The organism is Mesorhizobium sp. P2_A8 (genome assembly GCF_056404935.1).
Genome location: NZ_JBFUDB010000007.1, coordinates 216,666 through 236,244, shown reverse-complemented (window position 1 = coordinate 236,244; position 19,579 = coordinate 216,666). Strand labels below are relative to the sequence as shown.

16 protein-coding genes and 1 pseudogene are annotated in these 19,579 nt (G+C 63.5%); 7 read left to right on the top strand and 10 right to left on the bottom strand.

The genetic code is table 11. From position 1 onward, the window contains the following. The first annotated feature begins 162 nt into the window (after nt 1–162). Nucleotides 163–1,302, top strand: coding sequence for a helix-turn-helix transcriptional regulator (locus AC1D10_RS21680; protein ID WP_477275410.1), 1,140 nt, complete (start codon nt 163–165; stop codon nt 1,300–1,302). Nucleotides 1,303–1,379: 77 nt separating this feature from the next. Here AC1D10_RS21680 and AC1D10_RS21675 read toward each other — a convergent pair. Continuing rightward, nucleotides 1,380–1,666 (bottom strand): annotated as a pseudogene (locus AC1D10_RS21675) (SDR family oxidoreductase); the annotation flags it as partial. Between the two features lie 156 nt (nt 1,667–1,822). On the opposite strand from AC1D10_RS21675, the gene AC1D10_RS21670 reads away from it, so the two are divergent. After that, entirely contained in the window at nt 1,823–3,001 is a 1,179-nt protein-coding gene (locus AC1D10_RS21670; protein WP_477275408.1) for a M24 family metallopeptidase, read from the top strand. Beyond that, a complete protein-coding gene (locus AC1D10_RS21665; RefSeq protein WP_477275406.1) occupies nt 2,988–4,220 on the top strand; it encodes a M20 metallopeptidase family protein in 1,233 nt (410 codons plus the stop codon). The genes AC1D10_RS21670 and AC1D10_RS21665 overlap by 14 nt, the downstream gene beginning before the upstream one ends. 26 nt (nt 4,221–4,246) lie before the next feature. Here the strand turns inward: AC1D10_RS21665 and AC1D10_RS21660 are convergent, their stop codons facing one another. The 8 genes from AC1D10_RS21660 to AC1D10_RS21625 form a co-directional block, all read right to left on the bottom strand. After that, nucleotides 4,247–5,002, bottom strand: a complete 756-nt coding sequence (locus AC1D10_RS21660; RefSeq protein ID WP_477275404.1) for an ABC transporter permease — start codon at nt 5,000–5,002, stop codon at nt 4,247–4,249. After that, the gene (locus AC1D10_RS21655; RefSeq protein ID WP_477275402.1) at nt 4,999–5,772 is read right to left on the bottom strand and encodes an ABC transporter ATP-binding protein; all 774 of its coding nucleotides are present in this window, start codon (nt 5,770–5,772) and stop codon (nt 4,999–5,001) included. The genes AC1D10_RS21660 and AC1D10_RS21655 overlap by 4 nt, the downstream gene beginning before the upstream one ends. Beyond that, nucleotides 5,772–6,800, bottom strand: a complete 1,029-nt coding sequence (locus AC1D10_RS21650) for an ABC transporter substrate-binding protein (protein ID WP_477275838.1) — start codon at nt 6,798–6,800, stop codon at nt 5,772–5,774. The genes AC1D10_RS21655 and AC1D10_RS21650 overlap by 1 nt, the downstream gene beginning before the upstream one ends. Before the next feature lie 90 nt (nt 6,801–6,890). Beyond that, on the bottom strand, nt 6,891–7,328 hold the full coding sequence (locus AC1D10_RS21645; RefSeq protein ID WP_477275400.1) for a VOC family protein: 438 nt from the start codon (nt 7,326–7,328) through the stop codon (nt 6,891–6,893). Nucleotides 7,329–7,330: 2 nt separating this feature from the next. After that, nucleotides 7,331–8,074 (bottom strand): FadR/GntR family transcriptional regulator, encoded by a 744-nt coding sequence (locus AC1D10_RS21640; RefSeq protein ID WP_477275398.1) that lies wholly within the window; start codon nt 8,072–8,074, stop codon nt 7,331–7,333. Next, nucleotides 8,071–9,510 (bottom strand): FAD-binding oxidoreductase, encoded by a 1,440-nt coding sequence (locus AC1D10_RS21635; RefSeq protein WP_477275396.1) that lies wholly within the window; start codon nt 9,508–9,510, stop codon nt 8,071–8,073. The genes AC1D10_RS21640 and AC1D10_RS21635 overlap by 4 nt, the downstream gene beginning before the upstream one ends. Nucleotides 9,511–9,834: 324 nt before the next feature. Further along, complete coding sequence (locus AC1D10_RS21630; RefSeq protein ID WP_477275394.1) at nt 9,835–11,139, bottom strand: M23 family metallopeptidase; 1,305 nt, start codon at nt 11,137–11,139, stop codon at nt 9,835–9,837. A gap of 149 nt (nt 11,140–11,288) precedes the next feature. Beyond that, complete coding sequence (locus AC1D10_RS21625; protein ID WP_379096925.1) at nt 11,289–11,756, bottom strand: peroxiredoxin; 468 nt, start codon at nt 11,754–11,756, stop codon at nt 11,289–11,291. A gap of 95 nt (nt 11,757–11,851) precedes the next feature. Between AC1D10_RS21625 and AC1D10_RS21620 the strand changes: the two genes are divergently transcribed. Beyond that, nucleotides 11,852–15,223: a hypothetical protein gene (locus AC1D10_RS21620; RefSeq protein ID WP_477275391.1), complete on the top strand. Its 3,372-nt coding sequence runs from the start codon at nt 11,852–11,854 to the stop codon at nt 15,221–15,223. A gap of 6 nt (nt 15,224–15,229) precedes the next feature. On the opposite strand, the gene tyrS is transcribed toward AC1D10_RS21620, so the two are convergent. After that, nucleotides 15,230–16,483 (bottom strand): tyrosine--tRNA ligase, encoded by a 1,254-nt coding sequence (gene tyrS / locus AC1D10_RS21615; RefSeq protein ID WP_477275389.1) that lies wholly within the window; start codon nt 16,481–16,483, stop codon nt 15,230–15,232. 306 nt (nt 16,484–16,789) lie between these two features. Here tyrS and AC1D10_RS21610 point away from each other — a divergent pair, with 306 nt between their 5' ends. Genes AC1D10_RS21610 through AC1D10_RS21600 form a run of 3 tightly spaced genes read left to right on the top strand, consistent with a single transcriptional unit; the run spans nt 16,790 to nt 19,559 of the window. Next, entirely contained in the window at nt 16,790–17,524 is a 735-nt protein-coding gene (locus AC1D10_RS21610) for a glycosyltransferase family 2 protein (protein WP_477275387.1), read from the top strand. Then, nucleotides 17,517–17,852: a lipid-A-disaccharide synthase N-terminal domain-containing protein gene (locus tag AC1D10_RS21605; protein WP_379096937.1), complete on the top strand. Its 336-nt coding sequence runs from the start codon at nt 17,517–17,519 to the stop codon at nt 17,850–17,852. Before AC1D10_RS21610 ends, AC1D10_RS21605 begins: the two co-directional genes overlap by 8 nt. Before the next feature lie 57 nt (nt 17,853–17,909). Then, nucleotides 17,910–19,559, top strand: a complete 1,650-nt coding sequence (locus tag AC1D10_RS21600) for an ArnT family glycosyltransferase (RefSeq protein WP_477275385.1) — start codon at nt 17,910–17,912, stop codon at nt 19,557–19,559. Nucleotides 19,560–19,579: the final 20 nt, after the last annotated feature.

Here is a 19,579-nt window from a genome sequence, read left to right as displayed (position 1 = left end):
TTGCAATGTCGTCACCCGAAAGGATGAGCTCTCGGAAATCCTTCGGCTTGCGTTGAGCTTTTCGAGACCAAGCTGGTATAGGCAGGGACGGGCGGTATCCCTGACTGACAGAAAGGGAGGGCGCTGCTGGGCGGGGGCAAAATGAGCAGGCTGAGCAACGAATTGCTTTCGTCGATCATCGGCGACATTTACGATTGTGCACTCAATTCGGAGTTCTGGACCGGCGTCATGGTCCGGCTCACGGAGTCCGTGGACGCCGCCTATTCAACCATCGCGCTGGCTGACCCCGGCGGTCAACATGGACGTTTTGCGGCCCAGTCGCCTTGGGATTCGGAGCAGATGCGCGTTCTCCAGCAGGACTACGGCTTCGAGGACATTCCAGGTCTGAAGGCCGTCGTCTTCGGCGACATCGACACACCGTTGTCGACATTGTCGAGCATGAGTGAAGCCGAGCTTCAGCTGTCACCTTTCTACCGGAACTGGGCTGGCCCGCAGGGATTGCGCGAGGGTTGCATCACCAAGTTCGTGCACACCTCGGATCGGATCGGCCTCGTGAGCTTCACGACACGCGCGAGCAGGGGTGCCGTCACTGCGGAGGAGCAGCGCTTCATAGCGCTGCTTTCTCCGCATTTGCGCCGCGCTTCGCTGATCGGCGACCTGCTCGATCAGGCGCGCGTCACCGCCAGTCTCTATCGCGCGACGCTCGACAATCTTGCAAGCGCTGTCGTTCTGACCAGCGCGGATGGCGCGATCCTTTATGCCAACGGCCGTGCCGAGGCGATGCTTTCGACTCAGCAGCCCATCTTTTCTAGAAACGGCATCCTCCAGGCACAAAATCCGATGACGGGCCGTGCCCTGCTGGAAGCGATATCGGGAGCCGCTCATGCCGATGCGTCGCTTGGCGCGCGCGGCATCGGCTTGCCCTTGTCCGCGGCCGGTCAGCCGCCAGCCGTTGCCTATGTATTACCACTGACCGAGGGGACCGCGCGCGCGGCTTTCCATCCCGCATGCGCCGCCATTTTCATCTCGACGACAACCTCGGCCGCGCCGCCCTCGGGGGCGGTGCTGACGACACTGTTCGATCTCACGCCAGCGGAAGTGCGGGTTTTGCTGGCCGTGGGTGGCGGACTGACCATGCAGAAGACTGCGCTATCGCTCGGGGTCGGAGAGAACACGATCAAGACCCACCTTGGCCGCATCTTTGCCAAGACCAACACGACGCGGCAGGCGGACCTCGTCAAGCTTGTCTCTGATATTGGTGCGCCGCTCAGTCGGGGTGCCGTCCCATTGGACATCGCATGACGGTTGGCGATAACGCGTCCGTTGCTGCCTCGACCGGTCGCGACGACAGGAATGGTGTTTAGCCGGGTCAAGACATTTCACTCTGCGAGAGACCCGATTCGGAAGTCGTTGCCCTCGGGCAGCAGTTGACCGCCATCGACGACAATGGTCGTGCCGGTGATGTGGCTGGCATCATCGGAGGCGAGGAACAGGAAGGCATTGGCGACGTCGCGCGGGCTGCCGAGGCGGCCGAGCGGGATGGAGTCCTCCATGTTCTTGATGTAGGCCGCGACGCGATGCAGCTCGATCGCTTGGTGAGGATGTTGCCGGGTTCGACGCCGTTGCCGGTGATACCGCAGCTGGAGAATTCGAGCGCGGCCGCGCGATAACGATGACAAAATTCAAATCAAACCAAGGCCGGTGAAGGCCGTATCCGGTTCAGGACTGGCTCACATGCTGTTCCTGGCCGATTGCGCGATGTCAAAACCGCTTCAAGGGTGGGCGAGCCCGCAACCGTTGAGCCAACAAACATGGAGCAGAGATGATCGAATTGCCGTTTGCCCGCGACGAGTACCAGCAGCGGCTTCGAAAGATCCGCACCGAGATGGCGAAGCGCGGTCTCGAACTCCTGATCATCAACGATGTTGCCAACCAGCACTACATCACCGGCTATGATGGCTGGTCCTTCTACACGCCGCAGGTGGTGCTGGTTCCAATCGAAGAGGTCGAGCCGGTCTGGATCGGGCGCGCCATGGATGCGGCTGGTGGTCTTCTGACGGCGTGGATGAAGCCCGAGAACGTCGTTGGCTTCCCGGAGGGCCACGTTCAGCGTGCCGATCGTCATCCCATGGACTGGATCGCGGCCTGGATCGTCGCCAAGGGTTGGGGTATCAGGCACATCGGCATCGAGCTCGAAGCCTATTATTTCTCGCCGAAAGGGCATGCCCGGCTTGTCGCCGGACTTCCCAATGCGAAATGGCACGACGCCGATCTCCTGGTGAACTGGATTCGTGCGGTCAAATCGGCGCCCGAGATCGCGTATTTGCGCAAGGCATCAACCTTGGCCGAAGCGGCGGTCTCGCGCGCCTTCGAAGTGATCGCGCCCGGTGTTCGCGAGTGCGATGCCATTGCCGCCATCCAGGCGGCGCAGATCGCCGGCAGCCCGGACTTCGCCGGTGACATCACCGCATTGCCGCCAACAATTCTCGGCGGCGAGAATGCCTCCGCGCCGCATATCATGTGGAGCGGCAGGCGGTTCGGTGAAAACGAGACGATCGCCCTGGAACTCGCCGGTGTCTGCCGCCGCTATGCTGCCGGGCTGGCGCGAACCCTGCAGCTCGGCAAGACGCCGACCAATGTCTCGGATACGGCAAAGGCGGTGATCGAAGGCATGGATGCGGTGCTCGATGCGGTCAGGCCGGGGATATCAGCCGAAGCCGTCGAGGGCGCATGGCGCAAGGTCATTCAACGCTATGGACTGAAGAAGGAGTCGCGTATCGGCTATTCGATCGGCGTCGCCTATCCGCCGGATTGGGGCGAACACACGATCAGCCTTAGGCCGGGCGACAAGACGGTGCTTGTATCAGGCAACGTCGTTCATTCCATTCTTGGCATGTGGATGGACGGATGGGGCATCGAGATCAGCGAGACCATCCTGGTTACCGAAACCGGCAATGAGACGCTGACGAAATTTCCGCGAGAAATCCATGTCAAATCATGAAAGTGCGGCCCCGGCAGGCGCGCATGCCGACACGATCGAGATCGATGCCGGAATTCTCGATCGCATGATCGAGATCCGCCGCCATCTGCACCGCAATCCGGAGCTTTCGAACCACGAAGCCAACACGCAGCGCTATCTCAGGCAGATGCTGGCTGGTCAGGGAATTGTCGACATTCGCGACGTCGCGGGCTTTGGCCTGGCGGTCGACATTGTCGGCACGGGCAAGCCGTCAAACCGAAAGGTGGCGATACGCGCCGACATCGATGCCTTGCCGATCGAGGAGGCGTCCGGTGTCGACTTTGCGTCGATCAATCCAGGTGTGATGCATGCCTGCGGCCACGACGCCCACGCATCTATGGCCTTCGCGGTTGCCGCGCATCTTCACCAGTCGCGGGATGAGTTTGGCGGAACCGTCCGCCTCATCTTCCAGCCGGCCGAGGAAGACGAGCCGTCGGGCGGCAGACGCGTGGTGGAAGAGGGGCTTCTCGACGACGTCGACGCCGCCATCTGCGTTCACGTCGATCCGTACACACCATCCGGCAAGATCGCTGTGAATTCCGGGCCGTACACTCTGGCGTGCGATACGTTCGATGCCCTCGTCGTCGGCGAGGCGGCACATGCGGCAAAGCCGTATGAGGGCATCGATGCGATTGCCGTGGCCTGCTCCATGGTGAGCGAACTGCAGAAGATCGTTTCGCGCGAAATCGACCCCTATGATCCGCTGGTCATCTCCGTAACCGGGATCAACGGCGGCAGCGCCTACAACGTGATCGCCGGCAAGGTCGCATTGAAAGGGACCATCCGCAGCGCCAGCGACGCAACGCGTGAGCGAGCCTGGCGGCGCGTTCGTGCCATACTGGAGGGGATGGCGGCGAGCCACGGCGCCAGTGTGCAACTCGACATCCACAAGGGCGAACCGGGGGTCGTCAACGACGCCGAGATGACGGAGCTGATTGTCGCCAGCGCCAAGGCCTGCATCGGGCCCGACAATGTCCTCAACACACCTGGATGGACCATCGCCGACGATTTTGGCTACTACAGCGACAAGCGCCCATCGGTCTATTTTCGGCTCGGAATCCGCAATGAAGACGTCGGATCGGTCTTTCCGCTTCACCATCCGAGGTTTCGCGTCGATGAGGCCGCCTTGAAAGTCGGCGCCGCGACCTTGGTTTCCGCGGCCACGACGTTTCTGTCGATGCAACGGGAAAATCCCGGCTGACCAATCGGTGAAAGCGGGTCGCCTGTTCAGTATTTGATGATCCGGCGCTCGACCAGCACCACGGCGCAGAACAGCGCGATCGACAGGCATGACGACAGCACGATCGCCGCGTAAAGCCGGTCCGACTGGTAGTTGAAGCTCGCCTGGATGATTAGCGCGCCGAGGCCCTTGTCCGAGCCGATCCATTCGCCGACGATGGCGCCGATCACCGCCGTCGCCGACGCAATCCTGAGCGAGGAGAACAGCATCGGCAGCGCGCGCGGCAGGCGCAGGCCCCAGAAGATCTCCCAGCGCGTCGCCGACAGCACGCGAAACAGTTCGTGCTCGTTGTCGCTGGCCGAGTCCAGGCCGCGGATCATGTTGACCAGCGTCGGGAAGAAACAGACCACTGACGCGATGACGATCTTCGGTGTCATGCCCAGCCCGAAGATCAGGGTGATGATCGGCGACAGCGCCAGGATCGGAATGGTGTTGAAGAACAGCACGATCGGAAAATAGGCCGCCTGAAGGATGCGGCTGTGGACGAACAGAACGGCGAGCAGCACGGCCGCAAGATTGCCGATCACGAAGCCCGCCAGCGCCTCGATCAGCGTCGGCCTGAGATTGTCGATGAGCAGCGCGAAACTCTTCTGGAAGACGCCTGATATCGCCGTCGGCGTCGGCACGATATAGGCCGGCACGCCGAGAGCGGGCAGCAGAAACTGCCAGGTGAGAAGGATCGACGCCGCACCGAGAACGGGCAGGGCGATTGCCATCTGCGCAGACAGTGGTGCCGGCCTCATGACGCGCGCTCCAGCGCGGTCCGCAGCTCGGCCATGGCGGCGACGATCGCCGGGTCTTCGCGCGAGCAGCGGTTGCCATCCTGCTTGAACGGCCGCATGTCGATGTCCTTGGCCAGTCGCCCCGGATTGGCAGCGAGCACGATGACCCTTTCGCCGAGATAGGCGGCTTCGGCGATCGAATGGGTGACGAACAGGATCGTCGTGCCGGTGCGCCGCCACAGGCCAAGCAACTCGTCGTTGAGGCGGTCGCGGGTGATTTCGTCAAGAGCCCCGAACGGTTCGTCCATCAGCAGCAGCTTCGGTTGCCCGAGCAGCGCGCGAGCGATTGCCACACGCTGGCGCTGGCCGCCGGAGAGCTGGTGCGGCAGGCGCTCGCCGAAGCCGGCAAGCCCCATCAACTCCAGCAATTCGTCGCTGCGATCCTCGATGCTGCGGGTCAGGCTGCCTTGCCCGACGCCAAGCGGCAGGCGAACGTTGTCGCGCACCGTGCGCCAGGGCAGCAGGGTCGAATCCTGGAAGACGAAGCCGACATCGCGGCGCGATCGCACAGCGTGCGGCGTGTCGCCGAGCACGTTGATGGTGCCGCCAAGCGGATCGAGCAGATCGGCAACCACCCTGAGCAAGGTCGACTTGCCGCAGCCCGAAGGTCCGAGGATCGCCAGGAAAGATCCGGCCTCGACGTCGAGGTCGAGGCCGGAGAGGACTTTGACGGCGGCCTGGCGGCGGCCATAGCCGACATCCAGTCCGCGGGTTTCGATCGCGTTCGCCATCAGGCGGCGGGCGCGTCGAGCTTCGGCCGGTCGGCGGCCGAAAGTTCGAGGATCTTGGTGGTGTAGACGTCTGCGGCCGCCGGCCGGCCGTTCGGATATTGTCCCACCTTGTCGAGCAACGCCAATTGCTCCTCGAGGGAGGCGGGATCGAACGTGCCCCAACCGTCCTTGGCCGTTGCCGCATCGAAGGACAGCTTGAGCACGAGGTTGACGGTCTTCTCTTCCCAGCCGAGGTCCATTTCCGGATAGGCGGCGACCATTTTCTTCACGGCCTCCTGCGGGTTGGCATGCACCCAGCCCCAGCCCTTGGCGACCGCGCCGATGAACTTCGCCAGCGTGTCCGGATCCTTTTCGATCGCGGCGTCCGTGGCGAAATAGACGTCGGCATAGGAATTCAGTCCGAGATCGCGCACCAGAAGGTCGATGCGATCATCGCCGACGACGCTCAACGCCTGCGTGTTGGTGATCCAGCCGCCAATGGCATCGACATCGCCGCGCATCAGTGGCGCCTTGTCGAAGCCGACATTGACGACGGTGACGTCGGACGGGCCCATGCCGTTCTTGGCCAGGATCTCGTCGATGACGAAACGCGCGGTTGGCTGGATACCGATCTTCTTGCCCTTGAGGTCGGCGATGCCGCGGATCGGGTTTGCCGCCTTCGAGGTGAAGGCATAGGGGCCGGTGCGGAAGCCGCAGGCGATGATCTTTACCGGCACGCCGCTGGCGCGCGCCGCGAAAAGCTGCGGCGTTTCGGAAAACTGGCCGAGCTGTGCCGCGCCGGAGATCACCGGCGGCACTGTCGAGGCGTTGGGGCCGCCCGGGCTGAATTCCACGTCGAGCCCGGCATCCTTGAAATAGCCATTGGCGACGGCCGCGATGTCGCCGATCTGGCCGTTGGACATCAGCCAGTCGTACTGGATGACGACCTTTCCGGCCGCCTTCGCACCCGGGGTCAGCACCAGTTGCATCCCTGCCGATGCGGCGGCAACGGCCGCCATGCCGGATTTCATGAAGCTGCGGCGGTTCATGTCGTAATGTTTGTTCCCACTCATTTTTCGCTCCTGTTGCAAGACTTGTCTGTCTCTTCATTGCACGCCGGTCCCTCGGCGCGCTGTCGTCTACGGCCGTTCTTCGTGGTAATCGCCGGGGCCGCCGTCGAGCCAGGCGTAGAGTTCCCAGAGCGTGTCGTCCGGGTCGGTGAAATAGGCGCAGCGCGCGTTCCAGACATAGTCCCCTGGCGGGCCCTGGAAGGGCACGCCCTTGGCCGTCAGATCGGCGTAGAGGCGGTCGATTTCGCCGGGCGCGTCGAGTTTGACCGCCACGCAAACCTTGTGCGCATGGCGCGGCGAACGCAGCTTCGAGACGCCAGCGTGCTGGCTGATATGGTCGATCTCCCAGGCTGCAAGCGTCACGCCCTCGCCATGGAAGTCGGCAAAACCCTCGGCGCGCCGGCGCAGGCGGAAGCCGAGCTTGTCGACGTAGAACGCCACTGTGCGCTCGATGTCCTCGACAAGCAGGCAGACGTCCGAAATCCGATATGCGGTGCCGAGCGACATGGCTATTTCCTTTCGTCGGCGCGCTGGGCGCGCGACGCCGGCAGCTTGACGCCGACGCGGTCGGCAGCGCCGATGATGTGCGCGCGCATCGCCGCTTCGGCGGCTGCCGGATCACCGGCCACCAGCGCCTCGTAGATGCGCACATGCTCGCCGACATTGACTTCCACCAGGTCGTGCAAGGGGTTGGTGAGACGCGCGTAGTAGATCGAGCGACGGATCTGTTCGCAGACGAAGGAGATGAACGTGTGGATATAGCTGTTGCCTGTCGCCCGGGCGATTTCGCGATGAAACAGAAGGTCGGCGTCGATGCTGCCGTCTTCCCAGCGCTCCTCGCCGCTCATGCGGTCGAGAGCCGCCTTGATGGCGTCGAGATGTTCCTGCTCGCGCCGCTCGGCGGCAAGTGCTGCTGATTCTGCCTCGAGGATGCAGCGCAGCTCGAAGAGCCGCTCCATGTTCTGCCCTTCCTTCAGCGTCTCGCGGTCGATGCGGATTGCCGCGCGCTGCTCCGGGGCCAGGACGAAAGAGCCAATGCCTTGTCGCGCCTCCACCATGCCATCGGCGCGCAATTGCGCGATTGCCTCGCGCACCACGTTTCGGCTGACGCCGAATTTCTCCGAAAGCTGTTGCTCCGTCGGCAGCAGGCTGCCCGGATTGAGATCGCCGGACTCGATCTCGCGGCTGAGGAACGCTGCGACCCGGTGCGGCAGCGCCTCGACAGTACCGATGGCAGCCAGTCGTTGTTTCATGAAACGGTCTCCGTCGTGGGTAAGAGGCAGCCGGGATTCATCAGCCTGTTCGGATCGAGGGCATTTTTGAGTGTGGCGACAAGCCTGCGGTGGACGGGAGAGAGCCCAACCCAGTACACGCGCTGGCGGGTGCGCCCGATGCCGTGTTCGGCGCTGATCGAACCGCCGAGGGCGTTGATGATGTCGTACAACCCGGCTGTGATCCTGACGCCCGCGGCGCGCGACTCGGGCTCGGCAAGGTCGAGCGGCGGCAGCACGTTGAAATGGATGTTGCCGTCGCCTGCATGGCCGTAGGCCTGGGGGATCCAGCCCGGATGCTCCAGCGCGACAAACTGGCGGGCCTGGGCGATGAGCGCGGGGATGTCCGAGATGCGCACGGAAAGATCCGTGCGTACATGGTAGCCGCGCTTGGCCTGGCCCTCGACCAGCCCTTCGCGAATGGCCCAGAAAGCCCTGGCTTGTGCGCCGCTTTCGGCCAGAATGGCGTCAGTGACGAGATGCTTTTCCATGGCTCCGGCAAGGAAGTCGACCAGCAGCGTGCGCAGGTCGATGGCAGCGCTCGCCGACAACTCGATCAGCACATGAACAGGGGCGGTGACCGGCGCGACGATGTCCGGATCGATCAAACGCGCAAGCTCCATGCATTCAGAGCCGATGATCTCGAAGGCGGATATCAGGTCCGAGCATCCGCGTCGGGCTTGCCCGAACAGCGCGATCGCTGCTTCGAACGAGGGAAGGCCCAGATACGCGGTCTCGACCCGGCCGGGTTTCGGAAACAGCTTGACCTCGACGCCGGTGATGATGCCCAGCGTTCCTTCGCTGCCGACGAACAGCTGCTTCAGGTCATAACCGCGGTTGTCCTTGCGCAGGCCGGAAAAGCCGCTCCACAATTCGCCGTCCGGCAGCACCACTTCGAGGCCGACAATGAGATCGCGGGCCATTCCGTAGCGCAGTACGTTGACGCCGCCGGCATTGCTTGCCGCGTTGCCACCGATCTGACAGCTGCCCTGGGCGCCGAGCGCCAGCGGAAACAGGCAGTCCTGGTTTTCGGCGGCATCCTTGATGTGCTGCAGGATGCAGCCGGCATCGGCCTGCAGGATGAAATTGTCGACGTCGACGAGACGGATGCTGTTCAGCCGCTCCAGGCTGATGACCACCGCGCCCCGGTTCGTGCCGATGTCGATCGCACCCGCCACAAGACCGGTGTTGCCGCCTTGCGGGATCATCGCCAGCCCAAGCCTGCCGCACAGCCGGACAGTGGCCTGAACCTCCGCGACCGAAGCCGGCTTCAGAACGGCGAGGGCGCCGCCATGATGGTCGCCGGACCAGTCTGCGAGATATCTGGCCATGCCCGCGGCGTCGGCAGCCACGCCGCTCTGCCCCAGCACATGCTCGAGGGCAGAGAGAACGTCAGGCGAGATGCCGTGGATGGTCATTGTCGGGCCGGTTTTGATGCAGGTGTGTATGCTTATACATATCATCCTACAACTGGAATGCTGTCAACGCCCAAGCGGTGTCGCCAAGGGCAATCACTTCAGATCGACGACAGTTTCCAATTTGCGGGGAAGATCACCAATTGTCGAAGTCGGCGCCGCCCCCATCGCCATGCCGGGCACTTCTCCCCGTATGGTGACGGGGGGAAGGGGGCTGACCGCGTCACCGGCACCTTTTCTGCGGCGCTGACAATTGGCGAACCATCAGGGCCTTCAGGGCGAGCTGGGTCTGGAGTGGGCCGCCGATCAGCTCAGCGCTTGCGACGCTCAGAGATACTGGGCGACCTTCTTGCCGACCGTGAGGAAGCGCAGGGGATCGATGGCTTCGCCATTGTGGCGGACTTCGTAATGCAGATGCGGACCTGTCGAGCGGCCGCTGCTGCCGGTCTTGCCGATGACGGCGCCGGCATCCAGCTTCTCGCCCACGGTCACGTCGATTTCGCTGAGATGTCCGTAGCGCGTCGCAAAACCATTGCCGTGGTCGACTTCCACCATCCGGCCATAGCCGCCGTTCCAGCCTGCCTTGGTGACGACGCCGGGCGCCGTGACCTTGGCGGCCATGCCGATCGGCGCCCTGAAATCCATCCCGGAATGCAGCGCGGCGGTGCCGAGGATCGGGTCGGTGCGCACGCCGAACGGGCTGGTGACGGAATGGCCGGGGGCTGGATTGGTCAGCGGCAGCTGGCGCGCTTCCTTCTTGAGGTGGTCGAGCGTGTCCAGCGCCTCGTCCAGTTCCTTGACCTTGCTGTCGAACATCATCGAACTGTCGAGCGGGATCAGCGGTCCGCCGACGTCGCTCTCGTTCTTGCCGAAATCGCTGTCGACCGGCAAGCCTGCCGCTTGCAGGGCCTGGGTGATGGCGTCGGCGCTCTTGTAGGCGTTGTCGGCAAGCGTGCTGATGCGGGTCAGCTGCTCGTTCTCGATGGATTTCAGCGACTGGTTGATCGAGACGAACAGCCTGTCGGCACGGTCGGCGGCTGAATCGTTGGGCAGCGGATCGGAGCGGGTCGACCATAGCGAGAATGGCCTGGTGTCGCCGGCACCGAGGTCGGCGCTCAGACTGGCGACCGCGTAGGTCTGCGCTGGCGGGTTGATGCTGCCGGTTACCTCGGCGGGTTTGTCCGGCTTGCCAGCCGCAGCCGGATCCTCGGCTGGCGCCGTGCCGACGTCATTCTCGGCGCGTTCGAGCAGCGGGCCGAGGCGGCCGTGACGCTGGCTCAATTGGCTCTGGCGTTCAAGCAGTTCGCTGACCTTGGTTTCCATCAGCTGCTGGTCGAGCAGCTGGCGGCTGGTGATGCGGTCGACCTGGCCGCGAAGCGCCGAAATGCGATCTTCATAGGCCTGCTGCATGCGTGCCTGCCGCGCCGTGGTGGCGCCGATCAGGTCGTCGCGCAGCACGAGGTAGGAGGTGGCCAGGAGGTAGCCGATGGCAATGGCGGCCAGCGCTGAGCCGACAAAGGCCGCGAGCCAGGGTCGGATCGTGAAGTGCCTGATCTCATTACCCCGGGCGATGATGATCGTGTGGGGCTCTTTACGCCTGCCGAAGACTGCTGACTGACCGGTTGCCTTCACGGGACCAAGCTTTCGTTTACGACACCACGACAAGCTTGATTACACATTATTAGGGTTAACAAAGTTTTGCGCTGCCGGCTTGCCGTCAACGATTACCAGCCATGCGGGCATGAGGTTGTAGGCAAGGGGCGTCGGCTGTGCCGACAAACTCAAAGCGCGCGGACAGCCGCCAGCACTTCCTCGGCATGGCCCTTGACCCGGACCTTGCGCCAGATCCTGGCGATCCGCCCGTCGCGGCCGATCAGGAACGTCGCGCGCTCGACACCCATGTACTTGCGGCCATACATCGATTTCTCGACCCACAGATGGTAGGCCTCGATCACCTTGCGCTCCTCGTCGGCAGCGAGGTCGATGGTGAGACTGTATTTCGATTTGAACTTGTCGTGCTTTTTGACGTTGTCAGGCGACAGGCCGATCACAACGGCGCCCGCCTTCTCGAAGTCCGGCTTCAGCTGCGAGAAGCTGATCGCCTCTTGCGTGCAGCTTGTTGTGTCGTCCTGCGGATAAAAATAGAGCACAATGGGCTTGCCGGAGGATGCGGCAAGGCTGAGCGATCCGCCGCCGTCCCGCGGCAGGTCGAATTGCGGCGCGAGATCGCCTACGTCGAGGTCAGTCATACCGATGCCCTTGTTTGTGGTTACGCGCGACGCCACACCGATATAGTGTCGAGCGGGGATTCGTCCACGATCGAGTTCGTACAACGGAAAAATGCGTGGATCAGGAGCAACCGCAACACGAGAAGATACGGTTCAGGCGGGATGAGATCACCGACCTGGGGACCTTTCCGTCCGCGTGCCGCGTGCCGCCGCTCGGTCAGGCGCGGATCGGACGCGGCTTTCGCATCCTGGCAAGGGTGTTCGCCGGTTTCGCCAGCTTCGTCTTGTTGGCGGCAGTTGTTGTCTATCTGGTCGGTGTGTCCGGCGTTGGCTCCGAGCGGCTTCGGGCGGAAGCGGAAACGGCCATCGAGAAACTGGCCGGCGTCGATGTCGATGTTTCGGTCGGACCGGCGCGCATCACCCTTGATGGATCGAGCTTCATTGCGTTGCAGGTCAGCGACGTCAGCCTGAAGACAGCCGGCGGCAAGCCGATGGCCGATGCGGGCCGCGTGCGCTTCGGTGTGCGCCTGATACCGCTGCTGTGGGGGGATGTGCGGCTGACCAGCGCCAGGATCTCCGATGCGCGCATCTTCGTGGCGGCGATGCCGTCCGGCGACTGGACCGCTGTCCTGCGCAACGAGGACGGCCTCATCGATCCGGAGAAACTGTCCGCTGCGGTGTTCGGCAACGTCAACCGGGCGCTCGATGCCGTGCGGGAAGATTCACTGCGCCGGATCGAATTTCGCAATGTCGAATTCGTGCTGCCCGAAGCCGGGACGATCAAGCTGATCAAGATCACCGACGCCACCGTCGCGCAGTCGGGACCGGGCGGCATGCAGTTTTCGTCCGAGGCCGATGTCGACGGCAGGGCGGTTGCCGTTGCCGCGTCCGCCGCCCGCGATGTCGCGGCACACCGCGTGACGGCTCTGGATGCCAGCATCGATCTGGCCGGCGACACCACGGCTGTTGCCGGAAAGCTGGGCGCGGTCACGCTGAAGCTGTCGGGATCGGAAGGGGCCGGCACGAATGCATCGCGGCTGACGGCCACTCTGTCATCGACCGGTTCCGTGCTCGATCTCGGCGCACGCGGGTTGCTGCCGGCGGATGTCGATGTCAACACGACGTTGGTTGCGGGCAGCAACAAGGTCCAGGTCGACAGATTGTTGCTGAAGACCGGCCGGTCGACATTCGATTTTGCCGGTTCGATCGGGCCGAAGCCGGCAACCGGAGCGGCAGGTGAGGAACCGTCCTATCGCTATGACCTGACCAGCGACGGTTCGTCGCTCGCGCCCTCGGAGTCGCCCGAGCCTGCGCTCGCCTTCCTCGCTCGGATTGCCGGTGTCTACAACACAGTGAGCCACAAGCTCGTGGCCGATCAGATCGCGATTCGGTCCGCCGCCTCCGGCGAGGTGCTTGGCACCGCCGCTGTGGAATTCGTCGACGGCCAGGCACCGGGGATCAATCTGGCGTTCAACGTCCACAACATGCAGGTCTCTCACGTCAAGCAGCTTTGGCCGTGGTTTTCGGCACGCAACGCCCGGCTGTGGGTGCTGGCCAATCTGTTTGGCGGCCGCGTCGTCGACGCCAACCTGCAGTTCCAGGTCGTCCCGGGCCGCCTTGGCAATGGCGTGCCGCTGTCCGCCGATGAGGTGTTCGGCCGCTTCCAGATCGAGGGATCGCGTTTTGACACGGCCGGGCGCATTCCGCCGATACGCGATGCGGTCGGCGTTGTTGCTTTCCACGGCAATGATGTCGACGTCTCCCTGTCCTCGGGCACCGTCTACCTGCCCAGCGGCCGCACCGTGGCGGCCAGCAATGGCACGCTGACGGTCAAGGCGGCCAATCATCCGCCGGTCATCGGCGCGCTCGACATCGATGTTGAAGGCGAAGCGCCGGCAATCGCTGAACTCGCCTCGTACGAGCCGATCAACGCCATGCGCCATGTCGGCCTTCTGCCCGATGACCTGTCGGGCAGCGTCACCGGTCATGTCAGGGCTGACATTCCGTTGCAGTCCGGCGTTGACTCCTCGAAGCTCGATTGGCTGGTGTCGCTCGACTATAGCGGCCTGTCATTGGCCAAGCCCTTCGAGGGCCAGACCGTGACGGACGCCGACGGTTCGATCACCGTCGACCCGGAAAAGGCAGTCATTTCCGCCAAGGCATCGCTGAACGGCATTCCGGCCGAACTCGACCTGATCGAGCCGCTCCGGGATGATGGGCCGGCGCCCAGCCGCAAGGTGGCCCTGGTTCTCGACGACAAGATCCGTGCCGCCGCAATGCCCGGCTTGACGCCGCTGCTTAGCGGAACGGTGAAGGTCGCGATCGACAAGAGCGGCAGCGGCGACCAAAACGTCTCGGCCGATCTGACCAACGCCAGGCTGGACATTCCCTGGGCCGGCTGGAGCAAGGGGGCGGGGGTTCCCGCCAATGTCACATTCGTCATGACCAAGTCCGGCGACACCACGACGCTGTCCGACTTCGAACTCGACGGAAAGAGTTTCTCCGTCGATGGCAACATCGTGCTGGTCAATGGCGCCCTGTCTTCCGCAAAGTTCAGCAAGGTCACCTTGAACAGGGGCGACAATGTCGCGGTGTCGGTGAAGCGGTCCGGCAAAGGCTATGCGGTCAACATATCAGGCAACGCGCTGGACGCCCGCTCGCTGATCAAGCAGTTCACCTCGGACGTCGACACCGCGACCAAGACCACGGGTTCCGACTCTATTTCCGTCAGCGCCGATGTCGACCAGCTGACCGGTTTCCACGACGAGCAATTGTCCAACCTGAAGCTCGACTACAGCGCGGCTGGTTCGCGCGTGAACGGACTGAAGGTCAGCGCCACGGCAAGTTCGGGCGCCGCCATAACCATCAGCAACACCACCGGCGCCGGCCGGCGCACGCTCAACATGCAGTCCGCCGACGCTGGCGCGATACTCAGGTTTCTCAACATCTACGAGCACATGGAGGGCGGAGCGATCACCCTGGCGCTGGCGGGGCCGAGCGACGGATCGCTGACGGGCAAGGTGGATACCAGCAACTTTTTCGTGGTCAACGAACCGAAACTGGCCTCCATCGTCTCGACCACGCCGGCCGGCGACAACCGAAGCCTAAACCAGGCGGTCAAGGGCAATCTGGACACGTCGCGGGTGAAGTTCGAACGCGGTTACGCCGAGATCGACAAGGGCAGCGGCTATCTGAAACTGGCCAATGGCGTGCTGCGCGGCCCGCGCATCGGCACGACGTTCCAAGGCACGCTCTACGACCAGAACAACAACATGGACATGACCGGCACGTTCATGCCGGTCTATGGCCTCAATCGCATCTTCGGCGAATTGCCCATCGTTGGCGCGCTTCTCGGCAATGGCCGCGACCGCGGCCTGATCGGCGTCACCTACCGGCTCAAGGGCAACGCCAACAAGCCGGTTCTGGATATCAACCCGCTGTCGGTGATCGCGCCCGGGATATTCAGGTCGATCTTCGAATACCGGTGACCGGCCTCAAACAGGCCGCACGAGAATGTGTTTTTTCCTGCCGAGTGAAAGCTTTGCGACGTTTTCCGGACTCAAATCCTGAGATGTCACCAGCTTGCGCTCGTCGCTGACAGGCAGATCGTTCAGCCGCACCGCACCGCCCTGCACATGCCGCCGCGCCTCGCCGTTCGACGCCGCCAATCCGGCGGTCACGAGCAGCGACAGGATGCCGACGCCGGCTTCGAGTTTGGCATTTTCCACCTCGACGGTCGGCAGCGATTCGGCGAGTGCGCCTTCTTCGAATGTCTTGCGCGCCGTGTCGCCGGCCTGTTCGGCGGCTGCGCGACCGTGCAGCAAGGCCGTGATCTCGGTGGCGAGGACTTTCTTCGCCTCATTGATCTCGGATCCGCCGAGTTGCTCGAGCCGCGCGACCTCGTCCAAGGGCAGCGTCGTGTAGAGTTTCAGGAAACGGCCGACATCGGCATCCTCGGTATTGCGCCAGTACTGCCAGAACTCATACGGGCTCAGCATGTCCGCATCGAGCCAGACCGCGCCCGACGCCGACTTGCCCATCTTGGCGCCCGATGAGGTGGTGAGCAGCGGCGTCGTCAGCGCATAAAGCTGCGCGTCCTCCATGCGGCGGCCGAGATCGATACCGTTGATGATGTTGCCCCACTGGTCGGAGCCGCCCATCTGCAGGCGGCAGCCGAGACGCTTGTAGAGCTCGACGAAATCATAGGCCTGCAGGATCATGTAGTTGAATTCGAGAAACGACAGCGACTGTTCGCGATCGAGCCGCAGCTTGACGGAATCGAAGGCCAGCATGCGGTTGACGGAAAAGTGACGGCCGACGTCGCGCAGGAAATTGACGTAGTTGATCTCCATCAGCCAGTCGGCGTTGTTGACCATGATCGCGTCATTCGGCCCGCTGCCGAATTTGAGGTACGGCATGAAGTTGCGGCGGATGCCGGCGAGGTTGTCGTCGATATCCTGCGGGGTCAAAAGCTTGCGCGCCTCGTCCTTGAAGGACGGATCGCCGATCATCGAGGTACCGCCGCCCATCAGCGCGATCGGCCGATGACCAGTCTGCTGCAGCCAGTGCAGCATCATGATCTGGATCAGCGAACCGGCATGCAGGCTCCTGGCGGTCGCGTCGAAGCCGATATAGGCCGTCACCGTCTCCGTGGCGAAGAGATTGTCGAGGCCGGCATCATCCGAAGTCTGGTGGATGAAACCGCGCTCGCTCATCGTGCGCAGGAAATCGGATTTGAAGGCAGGCATTTTTTGTTTCCCGAAAGCGTCCGGCCGATCTGGCCCAAGCGTGGCGTGCATGAACGCGGGCGTTTAGCACCCAAGCGCGATCAGCAAAAGTGGAATCCGGTTTTGGCGCGATCGCACGTTGCGAGCGGCAGCCGCTGCTGCCCACTGGCCATTTGCCGCAATCCACCGTCCGGCTCCCATGCTTGCTTCATCGTTTCGGCTGGCGTAATGAGGCGCCGCGCCAAAGGTTCTTGCAGTCCACGACCTCAAGCGGCACCGCACGGCATCCACAAAATGCCATATCCGACGACAGAGCCCCGACGCGACATGCCGGACGCATTGATATCCATCGTCATTCCTTGCAGGAACGAGGCGGCCAATCTGCCGCTGTTGATCGACGAGATCGAGGCCGCCATGGCCGGGCGCGACTTCGAGCTGATCATCGTCAACGATGGCTCGACCGACGACACCACTTCGGTTCTGGCCGCGCAAGCAGCACTTCGCCCGTTTCCGGTGCGGGAATTGCGGCACCGGAAATCCGCCGGCCAGAGCCTTTCGGTGCGTTCCGGCGCCTGGGCCGCGCGCGGCGGCATCGTCGCCACGATCGACGGTGATGGCCAGAACGACCCTCAATACATACCCATGCTGGTCGATGCCTTGCGGCAGGCGGGCCCCGATTTCGGCGCGGCACAGGGCCAACGCCTCAAGCGTCGCGACAGCAAGGTCAAGCAACTGGCGTCGCGTTTTGCCAACTGGCTGCGGGGCGCGATCCTGCATGACGACACGCGCGATACCGGTTGCGGCCTCAAGGCGATCCACACCGATATCCTGCGCAAATTGCCGTTCTTCGACGGCACCCATCGCTTCGTTCCGGCCCTGGTCATCCAGGAGGGTTATCGCGTCGTGCATTGCGATGTCGTCGATCGCTCGCGCCGGCATGGCAAGTCGAATTACGGCATTTTCGATCGCGGCCTGCAGGGTGCGCTCGATCTCGGTGGCGTCTGGTGGCTGCGCCGCCGGCGCCGCAGAATGCCCAAAGTAGAGGAAATCAGCCGTGGTTAACGTGCTTCAGGAACTGGTGACCTGGCTTCACCAGGTTTTCGTCAAGCAGTTCGATGCGTGGATCCTGCTCGGCTTCATCGCCCAGTTCTTCTTCACCATGCGCTTCGTCGTGCAGTGGCTCGCCTCCGAGAAGGCCAAGCGCAGCGTCGTGCCGGTCGCCTTCTGGTTCTTTTCCCTGTTCGGCGGCGGCCTGCTGCTGATCTATGCGATCGTGCGCCAGGATCCTGTGTTCATCGCCGGCCAGGCTATGGGCATGTTCATCTATATCAGAAATCTCTGGCTGATCGCCAACGAGCGCAAGGCGGCGGCGATGACCAAGGTCGATTGAGCAGCGGTCGATTGGGCAGTCTGGCGCATCGAGAGAACGGTTGGAGAGGCTGAGAACATGGCGGTGAACAGGAATTACATCCTTCTCTTCCTGTTCAGCCTGGTGATGACGGTTTCGGGGTTGGCCTCGATGCCGCCGATCGACCGCGACGAGTCGCGCTTCGTCCAGGCCACCAAGCAGATGGCCGAGACCGGCAACTATGTCGACATCCGCTTTCAGGACGCCTCGCGCTACCAGAAACCGATCGGCATCTACTGGCTGCAATCGGCGGCCGTGGCGCTGAGCGGCGACGGCGCCCAAGCGCCGATCTGGGTCTACCGCACGGTCTCGGCGCTTGGCATTGCCATTGCGGTGCTGGCGATCGCCTGGACCGGCACCAATCTGTTCGGCGCCAATGCCGGCATCGCCGCCGGCCTTGTCATGGCGGCGATCTTCGCCACCGCTTTCGAAGGCCGCGACGCCAAGACCGACGCTATGCTGCTGGCCTGTTGCGTGGCGGCGCAAGGCGCACTGGCGCAGATCTATCTGGCATCGCGCCGCAACCAACCTGTCGCCGGCCATCTCTGGTGGATTTTCTGGATAGCGCAAGGTGCGGCGATCCTCATCAAGGGGCCGATCGCGCCGCTGCTGTCGGCGCTCACCATCGCCGTGCTGTTTGCCTTCGAGCGTGACGGGCGCTGGCTGTCGAAGCTGAAGACGGGGCGCGGCCTGGCGCTCGTGGTGCTGATCGTGCTGCCCTGGCTTGCGCTGATCACCTGGAAGAGCGGTGGCGCCTTCCTGCAGCAGGCCGTCGGCAAGGACATGATCGGCAAGGTCGCGTCGGGCGAGGAATCGCACGGCCTGCCGCCCGGCTTCTACATGCTGACCTATTCCCTGTTCATGTGGCCCTTCGGCCTGATCGCGGTCGGCGCCGGGCTGCAGGCCCTCAACCGCTTGCGCGACGATCCCCGGCTGCGCTTCTGCCTCGCCTGGTACATCCCGTTCTGGCTGGTGTTCGAGCTCATCCCGACCAAGCTGCCGCACTATGTCCTGCCGGCCTATCCCGGCATGGCGCTGCTGATCGGCTGGCTGCTGACGTTGCAGCCGCAGGATGCGAACGCACCGCTCAAGCGCTGGCAGGATTGGTTGTGGTGGTCGACCGCCTTTGGTCTCGCCGTGGTCAGCCTCGGTCTGGCGGCGGTCTGCATCGGCGCGCCGATCTACCTCACCGGCGCCTTCTCCTGGTGGAGCATTCCGGCGGCGGCGGCAGCGCTCGGCGCCGGCTACTTCGCCTTTTCGCGGGAGTTGCAAGTGCCGCTGCGCCGCATCGGAGCTGTCGCGGTCTGTGCCGGCATCACCTATGGGCTGTTGTTCGGCGTCATCGCGCCGTCGCTGAAGCCGATCTGGCTGAGCCCGGCCATCGAGGCGGCGGTGCGCGCCAACAAGCCTTGCGACACCACCGTACTCGCCTCGTCGCGCTATCAGGAACCGAGCCTGGTGTTCCTGGTCGGCACGAAAACGGTGCTGACCAATGTCGAGGGCGTCGCCAGGCATCTGTTTACCGATCCGGCCTGCGCGCTCGCACTGGCGCCGATCGCGGACGAGCAGAAACTGAATGGCATGCTGGCGGCATACGGCAAATCGGTGAACCGCGTTGCCGAGATCGACGGGCTCAACTATTCGTCGGGAGACAAATTGTCGCTCGGCCTCTATCGTGTGGCCCAATGACGGCTCGTCGATGACAGGGT

Coding starts and splice junctions, on each gene's coding strand:
- AC1D10_RS21670 (WP_477275408.1), top strand. CDS start 1,823: ATGATCGAATTGCCGTTTGCCCGCGACGAGTACCAGCAGCGGCTTCGA.
- AC1D10_RS21665 (WP_477275406.1), top strand. CDS start 2,988: ATGTCAAATCATGAAAGTGCGGCCCCGGCAGGCGCGCATGCCGACACG.
- AC1D10_RS21660 (WP_477275404.1), bottom strand. CDS start 5,002: ATGAGGCCGGCACCACTGTCTGCGCAGATGGCAATCGCCCTGCCCGTT.
- AC1D10_RS21655 (WP_477275402.1), bottom strand. CDS start 5,772: ATGGCGAACGCGATCGAAACCCGCGGACTGGATGTCGGCTATGGCCGC.
- AC1D10_RS21650 (WP_477275838.1), bottom strand. CDS start 6,800: ATGAACCGCCGCAGCTTCATGAAATCCGGCATGGCGGCCGTTGCCGCC.
- AC1D10_RS21645 (WP_477275400.1), bottom strand. CDS start 7,328: ATGTCGCTCGGCACCGCATATCGGATTTCGGACGTCTGCCTGCTTGTC.
- AC1D10_RS21640 (WP_477275398.1), bottom strand. CDS start 8,074: ATGAAACAACGACTGGCTGCCATCGGTACTGTCGAGGCGCTGCCGCAC.
- AC1D10_RS21635 (WP_477275396.1), bottom strand. CDS start 9,510: ATGACCATCCACGGCATCTCGCCTGACGTTCTCTCTGCCCTCGAGCAT.
- AC1D10_RS21625 (WP_379096925.1), bottom strand. CDS start 11,756: ATGACTGACCTCGACGTAGGCGATCTCGCGCCGCAATTCGACCTGCCG.
- tyrS (WP_477275389.1), bottom strand. CDS start 16,483: ATGCCTGCCTTCAAATCCGATTTCCTGCGCACGATGAGCGAGCGCGGT.
- AC1D10_RS21610 (WP_477275387.1), top strand. CDS start 16,790: ATGCCGGACGCATTGATATCCATCGTCATTCCTTGCAGGAACGAGGCG.
- AC1D10_RS21600 (WP_477275385.1), top strand. CDS start 17,910: ATGGCGGTGAACAGGAATTACATCCTTCTCTTCCTGTTCAGCCTGGTG.